The following is a 23750-nucleotide window of genomic DNA, read 5'->3' as shown; positions in this document are numbered from 1 at the left end:
AGCGACTGACGATCGATCCTGCAACGCTCTCCTCATCGACCCCCGCCGGGGGTCCACGACGGCGGGAGTGCAGTGATGCAGGACGGACACCGTGCCCTCCACAGGGCGACGATCGGCGGACTCGTCCACCGGTCACGACGGACCACCCCCGGCGGTGGCCGCCGTGCGTGATGGTGGCTCCATGGGGTACGACGACACGGTGACTGCGCCCTCCCCGCGACCGCACCCGCGGGGGCCGCAGACGGACCGCGCAGCGATGTCGGGGCTGGGCGGCCCCGATCCGCTCGGGGTGCGGCGCAGTCTGCTGCGGGACGCGGTCTTCACCTGGCTGCTCGACCGGATCCTCCGGGGGGAGTACCGGCGGGGGCAGCGCCTCCGCCTCGACGCCATCGCGGACGACATGCGGGTCTCCCGGACGCCCGTGCGGGAAGCCCTGGTCCCGCTCGAGTCGCTCCGGCTCGTGTCGGTGCAGCGGTACGTCGGGGTGGTCATCGCGCACTGGTCGCTCGACCAGATGCAGGAGCGCATCCGGCTCGGGTGCACGATGCTCGCCGCTCCGCCGATGCCCGGCTCGCGGTCCGCCGAACGCTTCGACCCGTTCTGGATCCGCGACTGCATGACCGAGGCAGGGGCCTTCGTCGAGCTCGGGTCCTGGCTGCTCCGGCGGTCCGGCGCCACTGTCAGTGCCGACTGGCTGGCGACGCAGCGTCCGGTGCTCGACATGTTCTACACGGACGACGTCGCCGCGGCGAACGGCATCGACGCCGTGGTCGACCGACGCCACCGCCTCGACCTGGTCGAGCGTGCGCGGGCGGCGGCCGTGCGGGACGACCTCGACGACTGCGCCAAGGCGGTCCGAGCGCTCGGGGAGTGCCTGATCGCCCTCCCGGACCGGTTCCGAGCAGCGGAGTCCGCATGACGCCGTGATCCCCGGCGGAAGGCCCTGGTGGGGTCGCCGCAGGTCGTGACCGGCGGGCGTCCACCGTGGCCCCCGAACGAGGCACGCCGAGCCGACCCGGGTCCCTGGCCGCGAGCACCCGCTCGGGTATCGTCCCCCGGCGAGTGGCCGTGCCCGGGGCCGCTCGGAGGGAGCCCACCCGTGACCGATCCCGACGGTCCACAGTCCGCCTTCGACGACGTCCTCGACCCGAGACGCCGCCCGTCCGTCGTCTCCGGCCCGGGTTCCGCGTCAGCGGAGCCCGCCACGGCCGGGGTCAACGTGACCTCGGCGTCAGTCGGCTGGTCAGCGGCGTCGGCATCGCGGCAGCGGTCGCCGTGATGAGCGCCACGTCGCTGTCGGCCTACGCGGCCTACGACGTGGGCCACGGGTTCCAGCAGCGTGCGGTCGACGTCGGCAGCGGTGCGGCGTCGACCGAGGGCGCCTTCAACGTGCTGGCGATCGGCGCGGACAACGACCCGACCCAGGGGGCCGCGTACGGCGACCGCGGTGCCACGCTCAACGACTCGAACGTGCTGCTGCACGTCTCCGCCGACCACACCCACGCGGTCGCGATCAGCTTCCCGCGCGACCTGGTCCTCGACCAGCCGGCGTGCAGCGGTGCGCCAGCGGTGCAGGACACCCCGCTCAACCAGGCGTACGGCCGCGGCGGGATGGACTGCGTCGTCTCGACGATCGAGCACGCGACCGGCATGGACGTGCCCTACGCGGCCCAGGTCAGCTTCGCCGGGGTGATCCGGATGTCGGACGCCGTCGGCGGCGTGCCGGTCTGCGTCACCGACGCGGTCGACGACCCGTACACCGGGCTGCAGCTCGCTGCGGGGGAGCACACCGTCTCCGGGAAGACCGCGCTCGCGTTCCTCCGGGACCGACACGGTGTCGGCGACGGCAGCGACCTCTCGCGGATCTCGAGCCTGCAGCAGTTCCTGTCCTCGTTGCTCCGCAAGGTCAAGCACGAGGGCACGCTCGGCGACCCGGCGAAGCTCTACGGCCTGGCGAAGGCCGCGTCGCAGAACATCACCCTGTCGACCTCGCTCGCGAAGCCCTCGACGATGGTCGACATCGCCCGCGCCTTCGAGGGCATCGACCTCGGTGACATCACCTTCGTGCAGTACCCGGGCAGCGTGGACGACCCCGCCTTCCCGGGCAAGGTCGTCCCCGACCGGGCGACCGCCGACCGCCTGATCCGCGCGGTGCGTGCTGACCGTCCGTTCAGCCTGGACGCCGGTGCCACGGGACGCGGTGCGACCGAGGAGACCCCCGCCGCCGAGACGGACGCCAAGGCTTCTGCGCCGGCGCCGTCGGAGCGCACCGCGACGGCTCCCCGTGCCGCATCGACCCCGTCGGCGACGCCGCGCGAGATGTCCGGCGTCACCGGACAGACCGCGGCCCAGAAGACCTGCGCGGTGGCCGCCGGCGGGTGACCCGGCAGGACGGAGCACCGTCGCGGACGAGGCCGACGCTCACGGAACCGCAAGGCTGGCCTGTGCCAGGCTGTCCCGGTTGCCGAGTCCGCCGACGACAGGAGTGCCCGTGAACGACGTCCGCGACCGATCCCACCGCCTCAACCGGGTGGCCGGGATCGCCCGACACGGACGCCTCCGTCGCCACCAGCCGGTCGGCACCGCCGTCAAGGTGCTCGCCGGAGTCGTGGCCGTCGCACTCGTCAGCACGGCGTCCGTCGCGGCGATCGCGGCGAAGCAGGTCACCGACGACTTCGGTGAGGGCGTGCGCATCCAGGGGCAGTCCGCGATGCCCCGGCCGCAGCAGCAGGACGGTCCGACGCTCAGTGCCTTCGACGGCGGGTTCACGATGCTCGTCGTCGGCACCGACAACGACCCCGAGCAGGGCACCCAGTACGGGGAGCGTGACGCGACCCTCAACGACGTCAACATCCTGCTGCACGTGTCCGCGAACCACACGAACGCCACCGCCGTCAGCATCCCGCGGGACCTGGTCACGCCGATCCCGGCCTGCGCGAAGCCCGACGGGTCCGGTTCGACGCCGGCCATGACGGCGGAGCCCGTCAACGAGGCATGGGGCGAGGGTGGCCTGAACTGCGTGGTGCAGACCGTGCAGGGGCTCACCGGCCTCGACGTGCAGTACTCGGCGGCCGTGTCGTTCAACGGCGTCATCGAGATGTCGAACGCCATCGGCGGCGTGCCGGTCTGTGTCGCCTCGCCGATCCACGACCGCTACACCGGCCTCGACCTGCCGGCGGGGACGACGACGCTGCAGGGGTCGCAGGCGCTCGAGTTCCTGCGCACCCGTCACGGCGTCGGCGACGGGTCGGACCTCGGGCGCATCTCGAGCCAACAGGTCTTCCTGTCCTCGCTGCTCCGCACCGTGAAGGCGAACAGCACCCTGACCTCGCCGACGACGCTCTACAAGCTCGCCCGCGCCGCGGCGTCGAACATGCAGCTCTCGGAGAGCCTGAACGACCCGCGCACCCTGGTCGGCATGGGTCGGGCGCTGCAGGACCTGCCGCTCGACCGGGTCAACTTCGTGCAGTACCCGGGGACGACCGGCGGCACGGGTGTCTACGAGGGCAAGGTGCAGCCGACGACCGAGCTGGCCGACGAGCTCTTCGCCCGGATCAAGGCGGACGAGTCGTTCTCCCTGGGCGCGGGCAGCACGGGGATCGGTTCCGAGTCGGCCCCGGCCGCCCCGAGCCCGGCCGCCCCGGCCCCCGCCACTCCGACCCCGACCGTGCAGCCCCCGGCCGCGCAGACGCCAGCGGCCTCGACTCCAGCAACACCCGCGTCCCCGGTGGCCTCCGGCACGCCGTCAGCTCCCGCCACGACCGACACCCTCGACGGCCTACAGGGGCAGTCCGCCGCGCAGCAGACCTGCTCGAAGGCCTTCGGCTCGTAGCGCGTACCCGCCCCGGAACGCGGAAGCGGGGACACGGCCTGGGCCACGTCCCCGCTCCGGTCACGCCCCGACGGGTGCCGGACACGGGCGAGCCGTGCCGGGTCGAGGGGTGATGCTGCGTGCTGTGTCGCGACGACGGGGACGAGCCCCGGAATGTGATGCCGCGTCGGGTCGAGACTAACCACCGGGGTACGGCCCGACAAGCCCAGTGCGTCCCCACTTCGGGGGACCGGCCGTTGCGGTGCGGATTCCGGCTCAGCACGTGGGGTCGAGCGGGCCCGCGTCCTCCTGTATGGTGGTGTGTGCGTCCGCGAGGGCGCATGGAGACGTCGCATAGTTCGGCCGAGTGCACCACCCTGCTAAGGTGGAGTCCCCCTTAGGGGACCGAGGGTTCAAATCCCTCCGTCTCCGCACTTGAGCACGACCCGCACGACGAAACGCCCCCGTCACGATGACGGGGGCGTTTCCGTGTCCGAGGGGCAGCTCAGCCCGCGGTCGAGTCGATCCAGCGCATCCAGCCCTCGAGCTGCGCCTTCGCACTGTCGAGCGTGCTGTGCTGGCCGTTGACCTCGCCACCCGTGGAGTGCACCGAGTACCGGTCCGACCACGACACCACGCCGACCAGGTCCGGCCCCGAGGAACCCTCCCAGCGGCCGTCGTCGGTCTCGGTCCACAGGATGCCGTCGCGGAGGCTCATCGGGTGCACCTCGGCGAGGACCAGGAGGAGCGACCGCAGCGCATCGGTGCCGTCATGGTCCCGACGGGGACGACGTGCCTGCGAGTGCGTGTGCACGGTGACTGCATGAGGGGCTTCCGGTCGGGCTGCGGACGATGAGATCGTTCCGGCGGCCGAGGTCCTGGGTCACCTGGCACTGACGGTAGTCGCCGCACATCCACGACACACAGGCGACCGACATCGCGCCAGCCGACAGACACCGCGCGGGCCCCGCTACCGTGACGACGTGTCCCGCCGCGCTGTCCTGGTGTCCTCCGCCGTCGTCCTCGTCGCCGTCGTGCTCGGCGGCACCCTGGTCGCCAATGCCCGGACCGGTCACGCGCTCGCGGTCGAGGCCTACGCCGAACCCGGCGGAGCTGCGACCTCGCGGGTGTCGGCCGCAGCGCCGCACGTCACGACGATCGGCATCGACGGCGTCACGATCGCCGAGGACGGTCGGGGGCTGAACCCACCGCCCGAGGGCACCGCGGCACTGGCGAGGACGGCGTCCGGTCGCGGGGCCACCACGGAGCTCCTGGTGAGCAACTACTCCTCGGCGATCGGGGACTTCTCGCCGCGCATCGGGACGGCGCTGCTCGGCTCGGCGGACAACCGGGAGCGGGTCGCGGACGGCGTCGCACGCCTGGCGGCACGCACCGGGATGGACGGCGTGCAGATCGACCTCGAGTCGCTGCGGGCCCGCGACCGGCCGGGGCTGGTCGCGTTCGCCGCGGCGGTGCGGTCCGCGGTGCGTGGACGGCTCGGGTCGGAGGCGTCGGTGTCGATGGCCGTGATGGCATCGACCGACGCCGCCGGGTTCCGCGACACCGGCTACGACCTCCGCGGGCTGATGCGGCACGTCGACCGTTTCGTGCTCATGACCTACGACCAGCACGGCCCGTGGAGCAGCGCGGGCACGGTCGGCGCACTCCCGTGGGCGACAGCGGTGGTGCGGGCGGCGGAGCGTCAGGGGGTGCGGTCGTCGACGATCGACCTCGGCATCGCCGGGTACGGCTACGGCTGGGGCGGCGGTGTCGCGGACGCGCAGCTCACACCCGCCGCGGCTGCGCGGGCGGCGGGGGAGCGCGCGCGGTGGTCCGACCGCGACGGCGAGTGGTCGGCACGACTCGACGACGGGCGCGTCCTGCACTGGTCGGACGCCCGGTCCTTCCACGCGCGGACGGCACTGGCCCGGCAGCTCCGGCTGCACGGCGTCGCGATGTGGTCGCTGAACACGATGGCGCTGCCCCGCTGAGGGCGCGCGGACCGCGCTCTCCGGACGGGAGGCGCGGGTCACCGCAGCCGGTCCGCGCGGGTGATCCGGGCCTCCAGTCCGGCACCCATCCGCGATCCGCGAGTCGGTGACACATCCCCCGGTCCCTGTCACCGGGCCGATGTAGCATGCGCGGACATCCCAACTCCGAGGAGACCTGCGTGCCGGATTCCCCCGACCTCGCCTTCCCTGTCGACCGGGTGCGTGACGCCGGCGCCGCGATCATGTCGGCCGTCGCCACCGTCGTCGACGGCAAGACGGACGCGATCCGCACGGCACTGACGGTGATGCTCGCGCAGGGGCACCTGCTGGTCGAGGACGTCCCCGGCGTCGGCAAGACCGTCCTCGCGAAGGCCCTCGGCGCCTCGGTGGGTGGGTCCGTGAACCGCATCCAGTTCACCTCGGACATGCTGCCGTCCGACGTCACCGGGGTGAACATCTTCGACCAGTCGTCCGGCACCTTCCGGTTCTCGCCCGGCCCCGTCTTCGCGAACGTCGTCATCGGAGATGAGATCAACCGCACGAGCCCGAAGACCCAGTCCGCCCTGCTCGAGGCCATGGCCGAGTCCCAGGTCACGGTCGACGGCGTCACCCGGCAGCTCGACTCGCCGTTCATGATCGTCGCGACGCAGAACCCCGTGGACATGGAGGGCACCTACCCGCTGCCCGAAGCCCAGCGCGACCGCTTCATGGCGCGCATCGCGATGGGGTACCCGAGCGTCGACGCCGAACGGCGCATGCTCTCGAACCGAGGCGGCAGCGACCCCCTCGAGTCCGTGCGTCCCATCGTCGACGTCGACACCCTCCGCGCGATGACGGCCGCGGTGCACGCGGTCCACATCTCCCCGGACGTCGAGGCCTACATCATCGAGATCACCCGCGCGACGCGCACCCACCCGGACCTGGTGCTCGGCGCCAGCCCGCGGGCCACGCTCCACCTCGCCCAGGCAGCCCGCGCCCACGCGGCGCTGCTCGGCCGGCCGTTCGTCACGCCGGACGACGTCGCGGAACTCGCACCGGTCGTGCTGGCCCACCGGCTCGTCCCCGTCGCCCGCGGCCTCGGCGGCTCGACCGAGGACACCGCCCGCGAGATCGTCGTGCGCATCGTCTCCGAGACGTCAGTGCCCTTCACCGCGGCGCCCGTCCGGTCCTGATGTCCCAGGCGTCCTCACCGCTCGCTCGCCGTGCGGGTGCCGCACAGTCGGTGCTCGCGCGGTGGACACGGCGCGGTGCGTCGATGCTCCGGCGCACCCCGTTCCCGCGGCCGACCGCCCGTGGCTGGACGGTCATCGCCGTCGGCATCGGGCTGATCGGCGGCGGACTCGTCGCGACCACGAGCGTCGCGGTGTCCGCGGGGCTGCTGCTGCTCGTCCTCGTGGTGCTCGGCGTCGCGATGGCGTTCCTGGTGGCGGCACCGCTCCGGGGAGCCGGACCGCGCCGCGGGCGATGGTGCAGGTCGGCGAGGTGTACCGCGAGCGGATCACCCTGCGCGGCACCTCGGTCCCGATCGGCCCACGGTCGACGCTCCTGGTGCGGGAACAGCTCGAGGACTCCTTCGCGAGCGTGTCCGAGGCCGAGGCCTACGTGCAGGTCGGCCCGTCGGTGCCGCCAGCCGTGTTCGACGTCGAGGCCCTGGCGATGCACCGCGGTCGCAGCCTGGTCGGCCCGGTGACGATCCGCGTCGAGGACCCGTTCGGCCTGCTCCGCATCGACCGCCCGGTCGTCCCCGCAGAAGAAGTGGTGGTCGTCCCCGCGTCGACCGCGCTCTCGGCGCTGGACACCGGCGCGCTCGCCGGTGCCGTGTCCGCGGACGAGGGCCGTGTCGGCCAGGGCGGGTCGGCGGACGACAGCGAACTCCGTCCGTACCGCCCGGGCGACCCGATCCGCCGCGTGCACTGGGCGCAGAGTGCCCGCCGTGGTGAGCTGCACGTCCGCCAGACCGCCCAGGCGCAGCCGCCCGAGGCCGTCATCGCCCTCGACCTCCGCCGTTCGTCGTACCAGGACCTCGGCCGCGACGACCTCGCCGAGCTGTCGGACCTGGGCGGGGACGCCGCCTTCGAGCACGCCGTCGTCGTCGCGGCGAGCGTCGCACGCGCACTCGCCGCCAGGACCTCCCGTGTCGTGCTCGTCACCGACGACACCGTCACCCGGCACACCGGGGACGCCGGCGGGCTCACCGACGTGCTCGTCGGACTCGCCGACGTCCGGGTCCGCAGCGACGCCCGCGCGCTCACCGACGTGCTGCCCGACGTCCGCGGCCGTGACGTCCACGGCATGGCTGCCGTCGTGACCGGGCACTGCACGGCGGAACAGGCATCGGCCCTCGTCGCCTCGACGAACGGCTCCAGCCGCGGCATCCTCGCCACGATCGTGCCGCCGGACCCGGTGGTCCGCGGGATCCTCGACCGCGGCGGGTGGCGCACCATCGTCGTGCCTGTTGCTCGGACCGGGGCGACCCGATGACCGCGCAGGACGTCCGACCGGGCGGTCGCCCCGACGCCAGGGGCTCCGACCGACGGGCCGACGTGCGCGCGATCCTCGACCGCGCCGACGACCGCCCGGCCCCCGCGGCCGCGGTCGTCGCACTGGCACCCGTGCCGGTGATGATCGCCGCGCTGGCGTTCCGACCGCTCGTGCAGGGCGTCGCCTGGTGGACCTCCGCCCTGGTCATCGTCGTCGTGCTCGTCGGCGTCATGCTCTCGGTGCGGCGACGACCCGCGGGCGTCCGGTTCATCGCCCTCGTCACGACGCTCGTCGCGACCTCGTGCGTGGCCGCCCTGGTCAACGACATCCAACCGCTCGGGTGGCTGGACGGCGACGGCGCCCTCGGGCAGACCATCGCCGCGATCCGGCTGAACCCCGCGCCGCTGCCGCAGACCGACCCGATCCGCCTGGTCGTGATTGTGGCGATCGCCTGGGTCGCGGCGACGTCACTGTTCCTGGCGACGATCGCCCCCGCGGCCGCCCTCGCCGCTGCCCCTGCGCTCGTGATCCTCATCGTGCCGGGCGTCGTCACCGGTACCCCGGCGCCCACCGGCCTGGTGGTGCCCGTCGGGCTGGCGTTCCTCGCCCTGCTCTGGCTGTCGGTCCGTCCGGTGCAGCGGGCGCTCCCGGCGACGGTGGTCGGCGCCCTCGCCCTCGTCATCGCCGTGGGCCTGCCGTCCGTCGTGCCGCTGAACGCGAGCTGGCTGTCCAACGTCACGGGGGCGATCCAGTCGCCGATCCTGCCGGGGCGCCCCGGCACGCTGCTCAACCTCGGCCAGGACCTCCGCCGGCCGAACGAGCTCGAGGTCTTCCGGTACCGCACCTCCGACGGACAGCCCGAGTACCTCAAGCTCGCCGACCTCGACGAGTTCGGGACGGGCGACTGGGTGCCGTCGGCGACCGACGTCAGCAACGCACCGACCGCCGACCAGCAGCAGTGGGCCGTCGGGGTGAACCCCAGGCTCGCCAGCCGCGGTGACGTCACCGTGCAGATCACCGGCCTGTCGAGCAACTACCTGCCGGTGCCGTCCGGTGCGGTGTCGATCGAGTCGAAGTCGACGAACCTCGAGCTCGACCAGTGGCGGTGGATGAACGGCTCGAACACGGTGCGCTCGACCGGCCCCTCCACCCGCCGCGGTGCCACGTACGAGGTGTACGGCGCCTCGACCTTCGCGAACGCGTACCTCGACGCGGTGAACGCCTCCGGTCGGCTCGCAGCGTTCGACGGCCGCGGGTGGCCCACCCCGTCCGGCGGTGAGCTCCGCGCGGACCGGACGCTGCCGAAGGACCTGCCGAAGAGCATCAGGACCACCGCCGACCGGGTGGCCGGCAGCGGGGCGACGGACTACGACAAGGCCCGGTCGCTCGAGCAGTGGTTCCGCAGCGACCTGTTCACGTACTCCGAGACGGCCCCGGTCGAGCAGGGCTACGACGGCGACAGCATGGACGTCGTCGCGAAGTTCCTGCAGGTCCGCCAGGGGTACTGCGTGCACTTCTCCTCCGCCATGGCCGTGATGGCCCGCACGCTCGGCATCCCCTCACGCATCGCGGTCGGGTACCGGGCCGGCGGCACCGCGGTCGACGGCGAGTACACGGTGTCGAACCGGCAGCTGCACTCCTGGCCGGAGCTGTACATCAAGGGCGCCGGCTGGGTGGCCTTCGAGCCGACGCCGGACTCGGACGAGGCCGCCACCTCCGCCCCGCAGCCCTCTGCCAGCCCGACTGCAGCGAACCCCGAGACCCCGCTGCCCGCACCGAGTGACCAGGCCACGCCGACGGCATCGGCGAGCCCCACCCCGAGTGCCTCGGCCGAAGCCGGCGCCTCCGGCGGTCCGGGCTCCGGGGGGAACGGCCCGTGGGGCATCGTGCTCGGCATCCTCATCGCCGCGGCCGTCCTGCTCGCTCCCGGGTTCGTCCGGGCGGCGCGCCGACGCTCCCGCCTCGGTGCCGTCGCCGCGGGCCGTGCGCCGGCGGTGACCGCGTGGCGCGAACTCCTGGACGACGTCGCCGACCACGGCTACGCGCCCGGGGTCGCTGACGCCGGCGACGCCTCGGCTGCGGCACGGACGGCGCGGGCCGTCCTCGGTCGCCTGCGGTCCAGCGTGCCCGGGGCGGTGCTGCCGCTCCTCGAGCGGGTCGTCGACGCGGTCGACCAGGAGCGCTACGCGCCGTCGGGTGCGGTCGACGGGGCAGCGCTCGTCGCCACCCTCCGGGAGGCCCGGGTCGCCCTCGACGCGTCGGTCCGGCTGCCGCAGCGGGTCCGGTCGCGGCTGCTCCCGCCGAGCCTGATGCCCGCGTCGACCTGGTCGCACGAGGGGCGCCGCCGCCGCACCGCGTAGCGCCGCCGCCCGGCTCAGCGCCGTCGGTCGGAGGCGCCCGGTGCGAGGTTGACCACCCGGTGCGCGGCTGCCGGCCCGCACGGGGCGATCGACCTCGCACCGGGCGGGGAGCGCGCACGGTGCTCGGCCGTCCCGCCGCGGGGTGCCGCCGGGCCGGAGCGCTGACGAGCGTCGGACACCGGTTCCCGTTCGCGACGATGACGAATCCGGTTCGCAGAACCCGGGCGTCGCGAACCGGATCCGTCACCGAGCGAAGTGGGAACCGTCCGCGCAGGCGGTGCCACACGGGGCACTCGCGCCTGGTGCGAGGTCGGCCACCCGGTGCGCCGCTGGCGGCCCGCACGACGTGGTCGACCTCGCACGGGACGGGGAGCGTGCACGGTGCGAGCTCGAGCGGCATGGGGCTGGCGCGGCGGACAACCGCGCGGGCAGGCGGCAGGCGGCAGGCGGCAGCCGGCAGGCAGCCGGCCGCCAGACAGCCGGCCGCCAGGATCAACGGCGCCGGATGACCGCCTCGACGAGGGTGGCGACGACCTCGCCCGGGTTCACGTCGTCGAGCGCCGGGGCGTCGAACACGGTGCCGACGTTCGCCGCGATGAGCAGCGTCGTGAAGGTGTCGAGCGGCATCCCCGGGTCGATCTCCGGGTGCGCGCCGAACCACAGCCGCACCAGCCGTGCGACGCCGTCCTGCAGCACCCGGCGCTGACGGACGAACTCGGGCATGGACTCCGGGTGCCGCAGGGCGTACCCGCGGAACTCCGACAGCAGCGCGAACTGGGCGCTCTGGTCGTGTCGGCCGAACGCGGCACGGACGACGTCCCCGATGTCCGCCGCCGGGATGTCGGCGTCGACCAGGTCCTCCAGGGCGCCGAGCACCAGGTTCGTCGCGCGCTGCATGACCTGCGCGACGAGGTCCTCCTTCGAGGAGAAGTTCGAGTAGACCGCGCCCTTGCTGAACCCGGCACGGGCGGCGACGTCGTCGAGCCGGGCCTCGTGCACGCCGTGTTCAGCGATCGCGTCCGCTCCGGCTGCGAGCAACCGCGCACGGACCTCGGCGCGCGGGGTCCTGGTGGTGGCGGGGCCGTCTTCGTCGCTCATCTGGTCCTGGTTCGACGGAGCCCGGAGATCCGGCCGGGCCGATCTGCTGGTGGAACACGTCCATCATGGCGCGAGCGGTGCGGCCTCGGGGACCTCCCGCACCGCGCGTCTGATCGCGCGCGGCGCGGTGGAGCCCCCGTTGGCTGCACACCCCGGACGACGAGTCGGAGGTCGGTACCGCCACGTTCGGGTCGTGCCGGTACTCGACCACGGCTGCGTGGCCGGGGCGAGGTGCGCCGGAGAACTCGATCCCCGGCGGTATCGATGGTACGCCGACCGGGCGGTACGTGACAAGCCTTCAGTGTTCGGGTGTCGGCGTGTCCTCGTCCGTGCGCGCCCGGCCGGTGCCGTTCCGCCGCCCGGGGCGACGCAGCAACCGCACGGCGTCCGGTCGCAGTCCGCGTCCCCGACGGAGCAGCGACGCCAGGGTCGACTGCGGCTGCCAGTCACGGCCGTTCGGCAGGCCCCAGCCCCACCGCACGGCACCCCAGCGCAGCAGCAGCGAGAGCACGACGGCGGCGACGATGCCGATCGTCGGGGACCCCAGCGCGGAGGCGCCGACCATCACGGCGGACGCTGCGACCGCGACCGAGGCGTACAGGGCGTTGCCGCCGAACACCGCCGGCACGCGTCGCAGCAGCAGGTCACGTCCGACCCCGCCCCCGACCGCGGTGATCGTCCCCATGATGATCGCGGCTGGCCACTCCAGCCCGGCGTCGAAGGTGCGCTGGACCCCGACCACCGCCCAGAACCCGATGACGGCGGCGTCGAGGAAGGTGAACAGGCGGTCCCACCCGCGCTCGGAGAACGACACGAGGAACGCGACGAGGGCCCCGGCCACGGCGACCGGCACGTAGAGCGGGTCGGTGAGCGCGACGGGCGGTCCGTTCTGCAGCAGGACGTCGCGGAGCATGCCGCCGCCGAGGCCCGACACGAACCCGACGACGAGGAACCCGAACAGGTCGAAGTCCATCGACCGGGCCACCGCGCCGCCCAGCAGCGCCGACGCGAAGACCCCGGCGAGGTCGAGCACGTTCGTCACCGCGGCGAGGCCGTCGACCGAGAGCAGGTTCATGAGAACCATCAAACCCCACGCCGACGCGCTCGACGGGAGCAGTGAGGTAAGGCTAACCTTGCCTTCGTCATGCTCGCCACACTCGTCATCGGTCTCCGTGAAGGCCTCGAAGCCACGCTCATCGTCGGCATCATCGCCGCGTTCCTGCGCCGCAACCGGGTGCCGCTCGCACCGATGTGGCTCGGTGTCGGCGTCGCCGTGCTGATGAGCATCGGGGTCGGCGTCGGGCTGCAGGCCGTCGAGCAGGCGCTCCCGCAGGCCCAGCAGGAGGGCATGGAGGCGGTCATCGGCATCGTCGCCGTCGTCTTCGTCACCGGGATGATCGTCTGGATGCGCACCCACGCGCGCACGCTGAGCAGCGACCTCGAGGCCAGCGCCACCGCCGCCCTCGGCCGCGGCACCGCGTGGGCCCTCGCCGGCATGGCCTTCCTCGCCGTCCTCAAGGAGGGCTTCGAGACCTCCGTCTTCCTCCTCGCCACCTTCCAGGCGTCGAGCGACACCGGGCTCGCGGCCCTCGGTGCCGTCATCGGCATCGCCGCGGCGGTCGTGGTCGGCTACGGCATCTACACCGGCGGCGTGCGGCTGAACCTCGCGAAGTTCTTCACCGGCACGGGCGTCTTCCTGGTGTTCGTCGCCGGTGGCCTGGTCCTCACGGTCCTCCGTCGTGCGCACGAGGCCGGCTGGGTCGTCATCGGCCAGCAGCGCACCGTCGACCTCAGCTGGCTCGCCCCGAACGGCTCGGTGCAGGGCGCCCTCGTCACCGGTGTGCTCGGCATCCCGCCGGACCCGCGCGTCATCGAGGTGCTCGCCTGGTTCTGCTACGTCGTGCCCGTCCTGGCGCTCTCGATCTGGCCGCGCGCCTGGCGTCCGGCTCCGCGGCGCGTCCCGGCCGTGTGCCTCGGCGTCGCCGCCGTGCTCGCCGTCGCCGCAGCGGCGCTCGCGGTCGCCGTCCCGACCGGTGGCGCCCACCTCCCCTCGACCGTCCCGGTCTCCGGTGACGCCACGTCCGTCTCGGCGGAGGTCCACGGGGCGAGCGCCGTGCTCACCAGCCGAGGCCACGGCCAGGAGGCCCGGGTCGACTTCCCGGCGTCGACCCACCGCACCGTGACCCGCGCTGGTGCGACCGCCGACCGCTGGCGCTCCACCACGAGCGGCGGCACCAGCGGTGAACCGTCGAGCCTGACGCTCGACGACCTGGTCGGCCTGTTCGGCCGCGTGCCCGTCGGTATCTCCCCGTCGACCAACCCGGGGCCGTTCCGGGCCCGCTGGTCCACGTCGCAGACCGTCACCCTCTGGAGCGCCGGGGGTGGCGTCCTGGACGCGACCAGCTCGGAACGGTCCGTGCTCACGCTGAGCGGTGGGGGCCTCCCGTCCGCTCGCACGACGACGCTCGACCGCAGCGTGTACGCGGTGCCGACGTCCCGCGTCCGGGCGAGCGCCACGGCAGTGACGGCAGCCGACACCCGGTCCGCGGAGCTGGCGCTCTGGGGCGCCTGGCTGCCGATCGCCCTGGGCGTCGCCGCCGCGGCCCAGCTCGCCCTCGCAGTCCGTGACCGTCGCCGCCTGGCGACCCCTGTTCCCCACCACCCCGCACCACCCGTCCCCGCCCGCGGCCCGCCCGCCGGGGACCCGACAAGGAGCACCGCCCATGCCGTTCGGTAAGCAGACCGCACGACCCCTGATCACCCTGGGCGCCCTCGGCGCCGTGGCCGCACTCGCCCTCACCGGGTGCGCGTCCACTTCCTCGTCCGCGACGGACGACGCCACCGACTCCGGCAAGGTCGCCCGGGTGTCGATCACCCTGACGAACGACGGCTCGGACGCGTGCGCCGTGTCCACCACGAAGGTGCCGGCAGGCCCCGTGACCTTCACGGTCAAGAACGAGTCGTCCACCGCGATCACCGAGGTCGAGCTGCTGCAGGACCAGCGGATCTTCGGCGAGAAGGAGAACCTCGCGCCGGGCCTCGCCCCGGTCTCGTTCACGAGCACCCTCGGCGGCGGGAAGTACCAGGTGTACTGCCCCGGCGCCGAGCAGGAGATGACCGACCTCACCGTCACCGGCAAGGTCACCTCGACCAAGGGCAGCAGTGCGGCGTCGCTGCTGGAGGACGGCGCCACCGGCTACTCGAAGTACGTGGACGCGCAGGTCAGCGACATGGTGACCGCGGTGAAGCAGCTGCAGACCGACGTCGACGCCGGTGACCTCGACGCCGCCAAGCGTGACTACGCCGAGGCGCGGCCGTACTACGAGCACGTCGAGAGCGACGTCGACGGCTTCGTGAAGAAGGGCTTCAAGGCCACCGACAACGCCGGCAACCTCGACTACCTCATCGACATGCGGGCGTCGAACCTCGACCCGGCCGTCGGGTGGAGCGGGTTCCACGCCGTCGAGCGCGACCTGTTCGAGAGGGGCGCGATCACCGCCTCGACGAAGGACCTGGCCGGCGACCTGACGACGAACGTCGAGCTCCTCGCGAAGCTCGTGCCGACGCTCGACTACAAGCCCGAGGACCTCGCCAACGGCGCCGCCGGCCTGCTCGAGGAGGTCCAGTCGAACAAGATCACCGGCGAGGAAGAGGCCTACAGCCACATCGACCTCGTCGACCTGGCCGCCAACGTCGAGGGCGCACGACAGGCCTTCGCCTACCTCAAGCCGGGCCTGACGAAGACCGACCCGACGCTGACGAAGCAGATCGCGGCGCAGTTCGACACGACGAACACGATGATGGACGGCTTCCGGAACGCGGACGACCTCGGCGGGTTCGACAGCTGGACCGACGCGACGAAGTCCGAGCACGCCAACGCGATCTCGCAGCGTGTGCAGGCACTGCAGGACCCGCTGTCCCGCCTGGCCGAGAAGGTCGCCACCGCGTGAGCGAGGGCGTCTCCCGGCGGGGACTCATCGGCGTCGGGCTCGCTGCAGCGGGCGCGGGCGCGGGCGTCGGAGCGGCCGCCGGCATCGCGGGCGCCACCGGCGCGACGGGCGTGAACCCGTTCGCGGCGGCGACGAACGGCGACGCGTCCATCGACCTGTCGACGAGCCACCCGTCCTACGCGACGGCGGCACGGCAGCCGCAGGGCGGGATCCGCACGGTCCCGCAGCGGTACTGCGTGTTCATGACCTTCGACCTGTCGACCTCGGTCGCCACGGACCTGCAGGTGCTGCTCGCGCGCTGGTCGGCGTCGATCGCGCAGCTCCAGGCCGGCGCGACCGTGGGCTCCGTCGAGCCCGCACACGGCAACGGCGTCGGTGCGGACACCGGCGAGGCGCTCGACCTCGGGCCGGCGTCGCTCACCGTGACGGTCGGCCTCGGCCCCGGGGTCTTCGACGAGCGGTTCGGGCTGGCGTCGCAGCGCCCGGCGAAGCTCGCGGACATCCCCGCGCTGCCGAGCGACCGGCTGCAGGACGAGCTGAGCGGGGGCGACCTGTCCCTGCAGGCGTGCGCCGACGACCCGCAGGTGGCGTACCACGCCGTCCGGGACCTGGCCCGCATCGCCCGGGGGACCGCGACCGTGCGGTGGACCGTGATGGGGTTCGGTCGTGCGTCGGCCGGCCCGTCGCAGACGACCCCGCGCAACCTGATGGGCTTCAAGGACGGCACCCGCAACATCACCACCGATGAGGACTACGACCGCTTCGTGTGGCTCGACCGTTCCGCGGGGTGGATGGCGGGCGGGACGTACCAGGTCGTGCGGAAGATCCAGATGAACATCGAGATCTGGGACGCCGACGTGGTCAGTGACCAGCAGCGGGTGTTCGGGCGGACGAAGATCGAAGGCGCGCCCCTGTCCGGTGGCACGGAGCACACGACGCCGGACTTCCACGCGCGGATGGCGGGCGCGTCCGGCGCGACGAAGATCGACGCCACCTCGCACGTGGCACTCGCCGCGCACGAGAACAACGACGGGGTGAAGATCCTCCGGCGCCCGTACAACTACACGGACGGGCTGAACCGGTACGGCCAGCTCGACGCCGGGCTGCTCTTCGCCGCGTACGTCAACGACCCGGACCACTTCACGCGGATCCAGCGACGCCTGGGCGCGGTCGACCGGCTGAACGACTACGTCGCCCACATCGGGTCCGCGGTGTTCGCGGTGCCGCCGGCGCCCCGGAAGGGGTCGTACATCGGCGAGCAGCTGTTCCGCTGAGGTCTTTCGCGCTGCCGCGCTGCCGGGACTGACTTCTCGGATCCGTCACGACCAGGAAGTGGAAGGGTGTCCTCCGTCGTTTCCCTGGAGACGGAGGACACCCGCGCCGCGGAGTCTTGTCGGGCGGAACCACCGTCCGACGTGAGAGGCGACCCGGCGCGGCGCGTCGCTGTGCGACAGGGCTGAGATTACCCGCCGGAGCCCTGAAAACACAGGGGGTGTCCGGCACGCGTCGGGGCGCGAGCGCCGGGGACACCGGGGTCATGCGAACGGGGGTGTCCCGCTGTGCACCGGAGCAGTCCGGGTCAGCGAGACACCCCCGTCCGGGTCAGCGCTGCAGGCGCCGGCGGCGGGCGATCACCATGGCGGTGATGCCGGCGAGGAGCAGCAGCCCAGCGGCAGCCGCGGGCGCCAGGAGCTCGGCGCCGGTGTACGCCAGCGAACCGTCGGCTGCGGTCGGGGCGCCCTGGGCACCCGGGCCCGCGCCGTGCTCGACCACGGGGTCGACGCCCGGAGCACCTGGAGCACCTGGAGCACCCGGAGCACCCGGGTCGGCCGGGGTGCCCGGAGCGCCGGGGTCGGTCCCCGGGTCCGTCGGATCCGTCCCCGGGCCACCCGGGGTCCCCGGGTCGGTCGGGTCGGTCGGGTCGACGGCCACGGCGAGCGGGATCGTGACCGGCAGGGCGATGCGCGTCGCGCCGACGGTCACCACGAGGGGCTTGTCGGTCGTGTCGGCAGCCGCACGGGCCGCCGGCGCGACGGCCGTCGGCACGTCGAACGCCAGCGTCGCACGACCCTGCTCGTCGGTGGTGTCGACGACCGCCGGGTCGATGTCCGCCGTGGCGAGCACCTGGTCGCCGGCACTGACCTGCACCGAGGTGGGCTGGTCGGCCGCGTTGCTGAACAGCAGCGAGGAGAGCGCCAGGGACACGCGGTCACCGGGCTGGAAGCCACCGGCCGGGGTCGGCGTGATGGTGGCACCGACCGAACGCTGGTCGTCGGCCACGGTCACGTCGCGGTTCGTCTCGAAGTACTCGACCTGCGCCTCGAGGTCGACCGTGCCGCTGTCCTGCTTGGCGGCGGCACCCGCGAAGGCGGTGAAGTTGTCGCCACCCGATGCCAGGAACGAGTTCACCGTGACCTTGTACGTCGTCGCGGGGTCGATCGCGGCACCGTCGAGCGTCATCGAGGTGATGCGGGAGCCCGTCGCGGCTGCGGGGTTGTAGGTGTACGCGAAGCCGTCGGAGACGCCGAGCTTCAGGAACGGACGACCGGTGGCCGACGGGGGCTGCCACTGCTGCTCGAGCGCCTGCTCGACCTGCGCGCCGGTCAGGTCGAGCACGACGAGGGTGTTCGCGAACGGCTGGACGAGGGCGGCCTCCTTGTAGGTGACGGTGCCACCGAGGAGGTCGGCGCGGAGCCCACCGGGGTTCATGAACGCGATCTGGGACCCCTGGCGGTCCGCGGTGGCGGTGCGCTGGACCTCGGCGACGAAGTTGCCGAGCGTGGACTCGCCGCCACGGTTCTCGCTGCCGTCGGTCTGCACCGCGCGGCGCATGTCGACGTCGGTGGTGCCGAGCTCCACGGCGCCGAGGACGTCGGCCTCGGCCACCGCGGCGGCGACCGTCGCGGCCACGCCGGCGTCGGGGGCGAAGGTGCCGTCGACCAGGCGGATGTCCTCGCCGGTCGCGGTGACGCTGCCGTCGGCGGCGACGGTGAGCTGGAGGTGCCCGAGGTTGAAGCCGTACGACCCGGTCTGGATCACCGGGCGGGGGACCGTGCCGCCGTCCGGCACGACGTCGTGCACGTAGGTCTGGTGCGTGTGCCCGGAGAGGATGGCGGACACGTCGGGGGTCACGCCGTGCACGGCCCGCGCGAAGGCGCTGTCGCCGTCGAGGTCGCTCGCGGCGGCGGTCTCGGCACCGTCGTGGACGATGAGGACCAGGACGTCGGCCTCGCCGTTCGCCGCGTCGCCGTCGAGCAGGTCGGTCGCGACGGCGTTCACCGAGTCGGTGATGTCGGCCATCTCGAGCGACGCGATGCCGTCGGGGCTGACGAGTCCGGTGAGGTCGACGGTCGCGCCGATGAAGCCGACGCGCTTGCCGCTGATCTCCTGGATCGAGTACGGGTCGAACGCGGGCTCGCCCGTCGCCCGGTCGAGGATGTTCGCGGAGACGTAGTCCCACTGCGCGTTGCGGGCGTCATCCGGCCCGATCACGCGGTCCTGCAGGTCGGCGCGGCCCTTGTCGAGCTCGTGGTTGCCGATCGCGCTCACCGAGAGGTCCATCGCGTTGAGGACGTCGATCGTGGGCTGGTCCTGCTGGATGAAGGACTCGAACGTGGAGGCGCCGATGTTGTCGCCGGCGCTCACGAACGCGGAGGTGGAGGGGTCGTCGCCCCGGAGCTGGTCGAGGGCGCCGGCGAGCACCGCGGCACCGGCGGCGTCGCCGGAGCGGGGCGGCGTGCTCAGGGACTGGGCGATGCGGCCGTGGAAGTCGTTCACGTCGTAGACGTCGATCGTCGTGTCGCCCTCGGCGGCGGAGGCCACCGACGGGACGGACAGGGCGACGAGGACACCGGCCGTGACGAGTGCTGCGCCCGAACGGGCAGCGCGCTTGCGGAGGGAGGAGTGTGCGTTCATCGCCGTCGAACCTACGAGGACGTACAGCCGACGCGCCAGGGGAGCCTCGCGACCGTCACACGGTGTTCACACAGCGGCCGGCAGAGCCACCCCAGACTGCGTCAGTCCCGCCCGAGCGCGCCCTTCACCCGCTCCGTGACCTCGGTCGCCATCGCCTTCGCCGAGTCCTTCACCACGCCGAGCTCCACCGGGTCGCCCTTCAGCAGGCTCTTCGCCGTGTTGATCGCGTACTCCTTGGTGATGTGGGGCGGCAGCGGCGGCACGTTCCGGCTGACGTAGGCGTCGATGAGGGTCACGCCCTGGTGCGCGAAGGCGCGCTCGACGGCGGCGTCCACCTCGGAGTCCTCGTGCACCGCGATGCCCTGGAAGCCGAGCAGCGTGGCGTACCCGGCGTAGTCCATCGTCTCGACGTCCTGCGACCCGGGCCACATCGGGTTGCCGTCCTCGGTGCGCATCTCCCACGAGACCTGCCCGAGGTCGTCGTTGTGCATGACCACGACGACGAGCTGCTGGTTCGGCCAGGCCGCCATGTACTTCTTCACGGTGATGAGCTCGTTCATGCCGAGCATCTGGAACGCGCCGTCGCCGATCGTGCAGACGGCGGGACGGTCGGGGAACGCGAACTTCGCGGCGACGGCGTACGGCATCGCCGCGAGCATCGTCGCCAGGCGTCCGGACATGTCGCCGCGCATGCCCTTCCGCAGCCGGATGTGGTGGCCGTACCAGTCCGCCGTGGTGCCGGCGTCCGCGGTGACGGTCACGCCCTCGGGCAGTCGGTCGTTCACCGCCTGGATGACCCGGCGCGGGTTCACGCCGTCGGAGTACTCGACCTCGGCCTGCGCCCGCATCTCGGACTCCCACTCGCGCATCTCCGACGCGACGGTGTCCTGGAACGCGGTGTCGTCCGTCTGCTCGAGCAGCGGCAGCACCGCGTCGAGCGTCGACCCGACGTCGCCCCACAGGTTCAGCTCGGTCGGGTAGCGCAGGCCGAGCTGCTCCGGCTTGATGTCGACCTGGATGCCACGCGCCTGCCCGCTCTTCGGCATGTACTCGCCGTAGGGGTAGTTCGTCCCGAGCAGCACGAGCGTGTCGCAGTCGCGGATCTGGTGGAGCGACGGCAGCGACCCGAGCAGGCCGAGCTGCTGCGAGTGGTACGGCACGTCGGACGGGATCACGTCCTTGCCGCGGAGCGCCGTGATGATGCCGGCGCCGACCTTCTCGGCGGCGGCGAGCACCTGCTCCGTTGCACCGCGGGCACCGGCACCGACCAGGAACGTCACCTTCGACCCGGCGTTGATGATGTCCGCCATCTTCTGGATCTCGTCGGCGGGCGGCGTGATCCGCGTGGAGGCCGGCACGTCACTCGACCGCGACGCCCAGTGCTCGAGCGGCGGGGCGTCGTAGGACATCGCCTGCACGTCGTGGGGCAGGATCACCACGGCCGGCTGCTTCCGGAGCGACGCGGTGCGGAACGCGGTGTCGAGGACGACCCCGACGGCCTCCGGGGTGGCGACGGTCTGCACGTAGCAGGCGACGTCGGCGAAGACCCGCTCCAGGTTCGACTCCTGCTGCGTGAACGACCCGATCGACGCGAGCCCCTGCTGGCCGACGATCGCCACGACGGGCTGGTTGTCCATCTGCGCGTCGTACAGCCCGTTCAGCAGGTGGAAGGCGCCCGGGCTCGACGTCGCGACACAGACCCCGACCTCGCCGGTGAACTTGGCGTGCGCGGTCGCCATCAGCGCGGCGATCTCCTCGTGCGTGGGCCGGACGTACTCCAGCCCCTCGCCCTTCCCGGCGGCCTTGCCCAGGGCGCCGTCGAAGGCGCCGATCCCGTCACCCGGGTACCCGAAGACGCGCGAGACGCCCCACGTCTTGATGCGGTCGATGACGAAGTCGCTCACGGTCTGTCCCATGCACCCAGCGTGCGCGGGAGCGCGCGGACCGGCTCCCAGGGATCGCAGTCCTCAGGCAGATCCGAGCCTCCAGTCAGTCGTCTTCCGCGATCAGCGGACGGAGGGTGCGGTGCGCGATGCGCAGGCCCTCGAGGACCTTCTCGTCCGTGCCGCCCCAGAGCGGGTCCTCGTGCTCGACCGAGAGGGTGCCGGTGAAGCCGGCCTCGTACAGTCGGTCCACCACGTGCGGCCAGTCGACGACCCCGCGACCCGGAACGCGGAACCGCCACCAGCCCATGTCCCAGGGGTCGTCGCCCTTGTCCACCTTGCCGAAGAAGCCGTACGCGTTCCGTCGCTCGGGGAAGAGCTCGAGGTCCTTCGCCTGCGCGTGCACGATGTGCTCCGCGAACGGCAGGATCGTCTCGACGGGGTCGATGCCGATCCAGGTCAGGTGGGACGGGTCCCAGTTCAGACCGAAGCCGAGCCCCGTCACCCAGCCCCAGAGCTCGGGGGAGTAGGCGATGTTGCCGGGGTAGCCGTCGGGGTGCCAGCCCTCCATCACGCAGTTCTCGATGATGAGCTGCACGCCGCGCTCGCCGGCGTAGTCCACGAGCTCCGGCAGGACCCGGTCGCCCTCGGCCATGTTCTCGCGCACCGACTTCGTCATGTCGCGGCCGATGAAGGTGCCGACGTAGGGGACCCCGAGCGTCTGCGCCGCGTCGACGGCGTGCTTGAGGTGCGTGCGGATCTCCGCGCGACGGGCGGGGTCCTGGTGCAGGTTGTTCTCGTAGTAGGCGAGGGCGCTGATCTCGAGCCCGGTGCGGTCGAGCAGCTCCCGGGTCGCGGCCGCGTCCTCGTCGGTGAGGGTCGCGACGGGCAGGTGTGCCGCCTCGAAGTCCCGGCCGCCGGTGCCGGGCCAGACCGCGACCTCGAGGCGTTCGTAGCCCTGTCCCTGGGCGAAGTCCGCGATCCGGTCGAGCGACCAGCCGGGCAGGCACGCGGTCAGCATCCCGAGCTTCATGCGATCTCCTTCCAGGTGTCGTCGCCGGCGCTGGCGACGACGGCGTCGATGATCTGCGCGGACCGTGCCCCGTCGGCGAACGTCGGCAGCCCGTCGGGGGCCACGCCGGTGCGGACCGCGGTGTACGTGTCGGCGACGAACGCGGCGAAGGCGTCCAGGTAGCCCTGCGGGTGTCCGGACGGCACGACCGCCAGACGGCGCTGGTCGACGGACCCCTGCGACGGGTCGCGGACCAGGATCTGCGCACCGCGCTCGTTGCCGAACCAGGCGGACTCGGGGGCTTCCTGGTCGAACGCCGCCGAGCCGCGGGTGCCGTCCACCTCGAACCACAGCCGGTTCTTCCGGCCCGCGGACACCTGCGAGATCACGACGTTGCCGATGCGACCGGTCCCGGTGCGGAAGGTGGCGACGGCGGTGTCCTCGGTCGTGACCTCGGCGCGGGTGCTGGCGTCGGCGATCGGGTCCGGGTCGGGGGAGCCGGAGAAGGACGGCCCCGACGCGGCCGGTCTGGTCGGGAAGACGATGTCGGTGACGGCGCTGACGGACGCGAAGCGCTCGCCGGTGACGAACTCGACCAGGTCGCACCAGTGCGACCCGATGTCGGCGAACGCCCGCGACATCCCGCCGGCGCCGGCGTCGACCCGCCACGAGGACGAGTCCTCGTCGAGCATCCAGTCCTGCAGGTAGTGGCCGTGCACCGCGAGCACGCGGCCGAGGTCACCGTCGGCGATCTTCGCCCGGACCTCACGCACCATCGGGTGGAAGCGGTAGACGAACGGCACCGTCGCGACGACCCCGGCCGTGCGCGCAGCGTGTTCGAGTTCGAGGGCCTGCTCGCTCGACACCGCGAGGGGCTTCTCACACACGACGTTGATGCCGGCGCGGATGACCGCGAGCGCCTGGGGGTGGTGCTGGTCGTTCGGCGTGCACACGTGCACGACGTCGGGCCGGTCCGCGATCACGTCGTCGAGGGACGCGTAGCCGGTCGGGACGTCGAGCTGCGCCGCGACCTGCACGGACCGCTCCGGGTTCCGGCCGAGGACCCCGAGCACCTCGGCCCCGGCGGCCCTGGCGGCGCGCACGTGCACCGCGGCGATCATCCCGGTGCCCACGACGACCACGCGCAGGCGTCGTCCGGTCTCGTCATTCGTCATGGGGCTCCCTCGCGCCGTCGCGCCCACAGTATTGGAACCAGCCGACCACGCACCGGAACCGGTGGGTACGGTCT

At 72.8% G+C, this 23750-nt stretch carries 18 protein-coding genes and 1 tRNA gene; 12 read left to right on the top strand and 7 right to left on the bottom strand.

Going from position 1 to position 23750, the window contains the following annotated elements:
• The first annotated feature begins 181 nt into the window (after nucleotides 1-181).
• The 5 genes from OVA28_RS17940 to OVA28_RS17920 all read left to right on the top strand — a co-directional run bounded on the left by OVA28_RS17940 (nucleotide 182) and on the right by OVA28_RS17920 (nucleotide 4243).
• Nucleotides 182-919: a GntR family transcriptional regulator gene (locus OVA28_RS17940; protein ID WP_268097942.1), complete on the top strand. Its 738-nt coding sequence runs from the start codon at nucleotides 182-184 to the stop codon at nucleotides 917-919.
• Nucleotides 920-1099: 180 nt separating this feature from the next.
• Complete coding sequence (locus OVA28_RS17935) at nucleotides 1100-1279, top strand: hypothetical protein (protein ID WP_268097941.1); 180 nt, start codon at nucleotides 1100-1102, stop codon at nucleotides 1277-1279.
• Nucleotides 1279-2382 (top strand): LCP family protein, encoded by a 1104-nt coding sequence (locus OVA28_RS17930; protein ID WP_268097940.1) that lies wholly within the window; start codon nucleotides 1279-1281, stop codon nucleotides 2380-2382. Before OVA28_RS17935 ends, OVA28_RS17930 begins: the two co-directional genes overlap by 1 nt.
• 109 nt (nucleotides 2383-2491) lie before the next feature.
• Nucleotides 2492-3832, top strand: coding sequence for an LCP family protein (locus OVA28_RS17925; protein WP_268097939.1), 1341 nt, complete (start codon nucleotides 2492-2494; stop codon nucleotides 3830-3832).
• Between the two features lie 322 nt (nucleotides 3833-4154).
• Nucleotides 4155-4243: transfer RNA gene (locus OVA28_RS17920), tRNA-Ser, on the top strand.
• Between the two features lie 73 nt (nucleotides 4244-4316).
• Here the strand turns inward: OVA28_RS17920 and OVA28_RS17915 are convergent.
• Nucleotides 4317-4625 carry a hypothetical protein gene (locus tag OVA28_RS17915; RefSeq protein ID WP_268097938.1) on the bottom strand — a complete coding sequence of 103 codons (309 nt, stop codon included), beginning with the start codon at nucleotides 4623-4625 and terminating at the stop codon, nucleotides 4317-4319.
• A 169-nt stretch (nucleotides 4626-4794) separates the two neighbouring features.
• On the opposite strand from OVA28_RS17915, the gene OVA28_RS17910 reads away from it, so the two are divergent.
• The 4 genes from OVA28_RS17910 (at nucleotide 4795) to OVA28_RS17895 (ending at nucleotide 10643) form a co-directional block, all read left to right on the top strand.
• Nucleotides 4795-5802, top strand: a complete 1008-nt coding sequence (locus OVA28_RS17910; RefSeq protein WP_268097937.1) for a glycosyl hydrolase family 18 protein — start codon at nucleotides 4795-4797, stop codon at nucleotides 5800-5802.
• A 146-nt stretch (nucleotides 5803-5948) separates the two neighbouring features.
• Nucleotides 5949-6974: an AAA family ATPase gene (locus OVA28_RS17905; protein WP_194661680.1), complete on the top strand. Its 1026-nt coding sequence runs from the start codon at nucleotides 5949-5951 to the stop codon at nucleotides 6972-6974.
• A 292-nt stretch (nucleotides 6975-7266) separates the two neighbouring features.
• The gene (locus OVA28_RS17900; RefSeq protein WP_268097936.1) at nucleotides 7267-8283 is read left to right on the top strand and encodes a DUF58 domain-containing protein; all 1017 of its coding nucleotides are present in this window, start codon (nucleotides 7267-7269) and stop codon (nucleotides 8281-8283) included.
• A complete protein-coding gene (locus tag OVA28_RS17895) occupies nucleotides 8280-10643 on the top strand; it encodes a transglutaminase family protein (RefSeq protein WP_268097935.1) in 2364 nt (787 codons plus the stop codon). The genes OVA28_RS17900 and OVA28_RS17895 overlap by 4 nt, the downstream gene beginning before the upstream one ends.
• A gap of 492 nt (nucleotides 10644-11135) precedes the next feature.
• Here OVA28_RS17895 and OVA28_RS17890 read toward each other — a convergent pair whose 3' ends face one another.
• Nucleotides 11136-11741 carry a TetR/AcrR family transcriptional regulator gene (locus tag OVA28_RS17890; RefSeq protein ID WP_268097934.1) on the bottom strand — a complete coding sequence of 202 codons (606 nt, stop codon included), beginning with the start codon at nucleotides 11739-11741 and terminating at the stop codon, nucleotides 11136-11138.
• Nucleotides 11742-12039: 298 nt separating this feature from the next.
• A complete protein-coding gene (locus OVA28_RS17885; protein WP_194661684.1) occupies nucleotides 12040-12816 on the bottom strand; it encodes a trimeric intracellular cation channel family protein in 777 nt (258 codons plus the stop codon).
• Nucleotides 12817-12885: 69 nt separating this feature from the next.
• On the opposite strand from OVA28_RS17885, the gene efeU reads away from it, so the two are divergent.
• From efeU to OVA28_RS17870, 3 genes are read left to right on the top strand one after another with little or no spacing between them, the layout of a single operon-like run.
• Nucleotides 12886-14478: an iron uptake transporter permease EfeU gene (gene efeU, locus OVA28_RS17880; RefSeq protein ID WP_268097933.1), complete on the top strand. Its 1593-nt coding sequence runs from the start codon at nucleotides 12886-12888 to the stop codon at nucleotides 14476-14478.
• On the top strand, nucleotides 14465-15691 hold the full coding sequence (gene efeO, locus OVA28_RS17875; RefSeq protein WP_268097932.1) for an iron uptake system protein EfeO: 1227 nt from the start codon (nucleotides 14465-14467) through the stop codon (nucleotides 15689-15691). Before efeU ends, efeO begins: the two co-directional genes overlap by 14 nt.
• Nucleotides 15688-16965, top strand: a complete 1278-nt coding sequence (locus OVA28_RS17870) for a Dyp-type peroxidase (RefSeq protein ID WP_268097930.1) — start codon at nucleotides 15688-15690, stop codon at nucleotides 16963-16965. Before efeO ends, OVA28_RS17870 begins: the two co-directional genes overlap by 4 nt.
• Before the next feature lie 328 nt (nucleotides 16966-17293).
• On the opposite strand, the gene OVA28_RS17865 is transcribed toward OVA28_RS17870, so the two are convergent.
• The 4 genes from OVA28_RS17865 to OVA28_RS17850 all read right to left on the bottom strand — a co-directional run bounded on the left by OVA28_RS17865 (nucleotide 17294) and on the right by OVA28_RS17850 (nucleotide 23676).
• On the bottom strand, nucleotides 17294-19606 hold the full coding sequence (locus tag OVA28_RS17865) for a bifunctional metallophosphatase/5'-nucleotidase (RefSeq protein WP_268097929.1): 2313 nt from the start codon (nucleotides 19604-19606) through the stop codon (nucleotides 17294-17296).
• Between the two features lie 101 nt (nucleotides 19607-19707).
• The gene (locus OVA28_RS17860; protein ID WP_268097928.1) at nucleotides 19708-21522 is read right to left on the bottom strand and encodes a thiamine pyrophosphate-requiring protein; all 1815 of its coding nucleotides are present in this window, start codon (nucleotides 21520-21522) and stop codon (nucleotides 19708-19710) included.
• A 73-nt stretch (nucleotides 21523-21595) separates the two neighbouring features.
• Nucleotides 21596-22522, bottom strand: a complete 927-nt coding sequence (locus OVA28_RS17855; RefSeq protein WP_268097927.1) for a sugar phosphate isomerase/epimerase family protein — start codon at nucleotides 22520-22522, stop codon at nucleotides 21596-21598.
• Nucleotides 22519-23676, bottom strand: a complete 1158-nt coding sequence (locus OVA28_RS17850) for a Gfo/Idh/MocA family protein (RefSeq protein ID WP_268097926.1) — start codon at nucleotides 23674-23676, stop codon at nucleotides 22519-22521. Before OVA28_RS17850 ends, OVA28_RS17855 begins: the two co-directional genes overlap by 4 nt.
• Nucleotides 23677-23750: the final 74 nt, after the last annotated feature.

Source organism: Curtobacterium sp. SL109, assembly GCF_026672405.1.
Lineage (GTDB): Bacteria > Actinomycetota > Actinomycetes > Actinomycetales > Microbacteriaceae > Curtobacterium.
The sequence above is the reverse complement of the archived record's forward strand: the minus strand, read 5'-3'. Positions and strand labels throughout refer to the sequence as shown.